Source organism: Streptococcus sp. GMD4S (genome assembly GCF_000296955.1).
The window spans coordinates 1-2,758 of the sequence record NZ_AJRE01000474.1 but is presented as its reverse complement, the minus strand read 5'-3'; the positions used below and the strand labels follow the sequence as shown (position 1 = coordinate 2,758).

Genomic DNA, 2,758 nt, shown 5'->3' with positions numbered 1-2,758 from the left:
AGATTCGAGGCTACAAGAAGGGCCGTTTCAGTTTCAACATCAAGGGCGGTCGTTGCGAAGCCTGCTCAGGTGACGGGATTATCAAGATCGAGATGCACTTCTTGCCAGATGTATACGTGGCTTGTGAAGTCTGCCACGGGACTCGCTACAACAGTGAAACCCTAGAAGTCCACTATAAGGAAAAGAATATCTCGCAGGTTTTGGACATGACCGTCAACGATGCGGTGGAATTCTTCCAACACATTCCCAAGATTCAGCGTAAACTTCAGACCATCAAGGATGTGGGGCTGGGCTATGTAACGCTAGGGCAACCGGCTACCACCCTTTCTGGAGGAGAAGCTCAGCGTATGAAGTTGGCTAGTGAACTCCACAAACGCTCGACAGGGAAATCCTTCTACATTCTGGATGAGCCAACTACAGGGCTTCACACTGAGGATATCGCTCGCTTGCTTAAAGTCTTGGCTCGCTTTGTCGACGATGGGAATACTGTCCTCGTCATCGAGCACAATCTAGATGTTATCAAGACAGCAGACCATATCATCGATTTGGGACCTGAGGGCGGTGTCGGTGGTGGAACCATCATCGCAACAGGAACCCCAGAAGAAGTAGCGGCCAATGAAGCCAGCTACACAGGACAGTATTTGAAAGGAAAGTTAAAATAAGATTTAAAAGGCTCTGCTTTTTTAGGCAGAGTCTTTTTTATAATAAATTACGAATTTTTTCTTTTATAAATGAGTTAAGAGAATAGTGTTTATCCAGATATTCTAGGAGTGCTTGAGCAGACTCAGAAATGCGTTCGTAACCTTGCAAAAAGTGAGGCAATTGCTTGGCTTCCTTTGGATAACCTTCTTCAAATCGTCTGTTGGTATTAAAGATATCTATAAAATTAGATTTAGAAGTTGTTTCCAAACTGATTAGTTCAGTCCAAAGCTTGACGGTTCTGTTTTGTATTAAATCATAAGCAGCTAATTTTTCGCCTCGCTGATAACGACCTAGCCCTAAATATAGATTACATAAAATTTCTCCCAACAACCATTCACGGTCTCTGTTTTCTTTTGATGGCAGTCTTTGTGGCTGACAGATTGTTTCATCAAAACCGACCTCCTTCCAGATAATCTTGCCTTCAGAGAAGGGAATGTTTACTAGTTCTTGAGCTTCAAAGACAGCAAATTCACAAAAAACATCATCTTCAAATAGAACTTTATGTCCGTCCACTGTATTTTGGTAGTGAAATGCAATTGGTTCTAGCTTACTTAACCAGGTTAGGTCTTGGATATAAGTCTGCTTGTAGCCATCTTTTACAATAACAAAGAAGTCTAAATCTGAGTACTGATCCAATCGTTCTCTTTCTGTTCCGCAAGAACCAAGCGCCAGCAAAGCTAGTGCTTGGTTCGAATCTTTTAGAGACTGACCAATCTCATCTAGTCTTTGTAACAGCAATTCTGTTTTATTCATATCGATACCTCATTCTTTCTTGTTTAACAGAAATTATACATTAAGCGCTTTCAAATGTCAATTTTATCTAATCTTAGCTATATAGATTGTATTATTTTCGATATTTTTTTGCTATAATAAATTAAATCATTTTATGGAGGTTTTCTCATGTTATCAAGAGTTGAAAAATTTGAAGTAGCCTTAAAACAGACAGAGTGTGATGCTGTCTTAGTAACCAATCTGAAGAATATTTACTATCTGACTGGTTTCAGCGGGACAGAGGCGACAGTTTTCATCAGTAAAAAGCGCCGGATTTTTCTGACGGATTCTCGTTATACTCTTATTGCCAAGGGCGTGGTTGAGGGCTTTGACATTGTGGAAACGCGCGATGCGGTTGGTGAAATTGCTAAAATTATAGCGGACGACAAGCTGGAAAAAATTGGCTTTGATGACGAGATTTCCTATGCTTACTTCAAGATGCTGGAAAGTGTGTTTGCTGGTCATGAGCTGGTTCCAATGACTGGTTTTATTGAAAATCTGCGGATGATCAAGGATGAGCAAGAAATCGCAACCATTCGTAGGGCCTGCCAGATTTCTGACCAAGCCTTCCTAGATGTACTGGATTTTATCAAGCCCGGTGAGACGACTGAGCTAGCCGTTATGAACTTTTTAGATGCCCGTATGCGCCAGCTAGGTGCTTCAGGTGCCTCTTTTGATTTTATCATCGCTTCGGGCTACCGCTCTGCTATGCCACATGGCGTGGCTAGTGACAAGGTCATTCAAAAGGGTGAAACCCTGACCATGGACTTTGGTTGCTACTACAACCACTATGTCAGCGATATGACGCGGACAGTTCATGTGGGGCAGGTGACAGATGAAGAGCGGGAGATTTATGATATTGTCCTGCGCAGCAATCAAGCCCTCATAGATGCAGCCAAGGCTGGTCTCAGTCGAATTGATTTTGACAGGATTCCGCGCCAGATTATTAACGATGCAGGCTACGGTCCTTACTTCAGCCACGGGATTGGACATGGGATTGGTTTGGATATCCATGAAATTCCTTACTTTGGCAAGTCAGAAGAGCCAATCAAGGCTGGTATGGTCTTGACTGATGAACCAGGCATTTATATTGAAGATAAATACGGGGTTCGTATTGAAGATGATATCCTGATTACAGATAACGGTTGTGAGTTATTGACACTTGCTCCAAAAGAATTGATTGTTATCTAAAAAATGAGATAAATCATTGACTTTTATATTTTAAAGGTTTATACTGATAGACGAAAACGGTAGGTGAGGCTACCATAGGGATACGGATGACTAC

The 2,758-nt window shown here is 41.8% G+C and carries 2 protein-coding genes and 1 pseudogene; 2 read left to right on the top strand and 1 reads right to left on the bottom strand.

What is annotated here, in order from left to right; genetic code table 11:
• Positions 1 to 662 (top strand): annotated as a pseudogene (locus tag GMD4S_RS11765) (ATP-binding cassette domain-containing protein); the annotation flags it as partial.
• A 37-nt stretch (positions 663 to 699) separates the two neighbouring features.
• On the opposite strand, the gene GMD4S_RS11760 reads toward GMD4S_RS11765, so the two are convergent.
• Complete coding sequence (locus GMD4S_RS11760) at positions 700 to 1,455, bottom strand: hypothetical protein (RefSeq protein WP_001043930.1); 756 nt, start codon at positions 1,453 to 1,455, stop codon at positions 700 to 702.
• Positions 1,456 to 1,602: 147 nt separating this feature from the next.
• On the opposite strand from GMD4S_RS11760, the gene GMD4S_RS11755 reads away from it, so the two are divergent.
• Positions 1,603 to 2,664: a M24 family metallopeptidase gene (locus GMD4S_RS11755; protein WP_000952766.1), complete on the top strand. Its 1,062-nt coding sequence runs from the start codon at positions 1,603 to 1,605 to the stop codon at positions 2,662 to 2,664.
• Positions 2,665 to 2,758: the final 94 nt, after the last annotated feature.

Excerpts from the sequence above, each read along its gene's own strand:
- GMD4S_RS11760 (WP_001043930.1), bottom strand. The coding sequence starts at position 1,455 with ATGAATAAAACAGAATTGCTGTTACAAAGACTAGATGAGATTGGTCAG.
- GMD4S_RS11755 (WP_000952766.1), top strand. The coding sequence starts at position 1,603 with ATGTTATCAAGAGTTGAAAAATTTGAAGTAGCCTTAAAACAGACAGAG.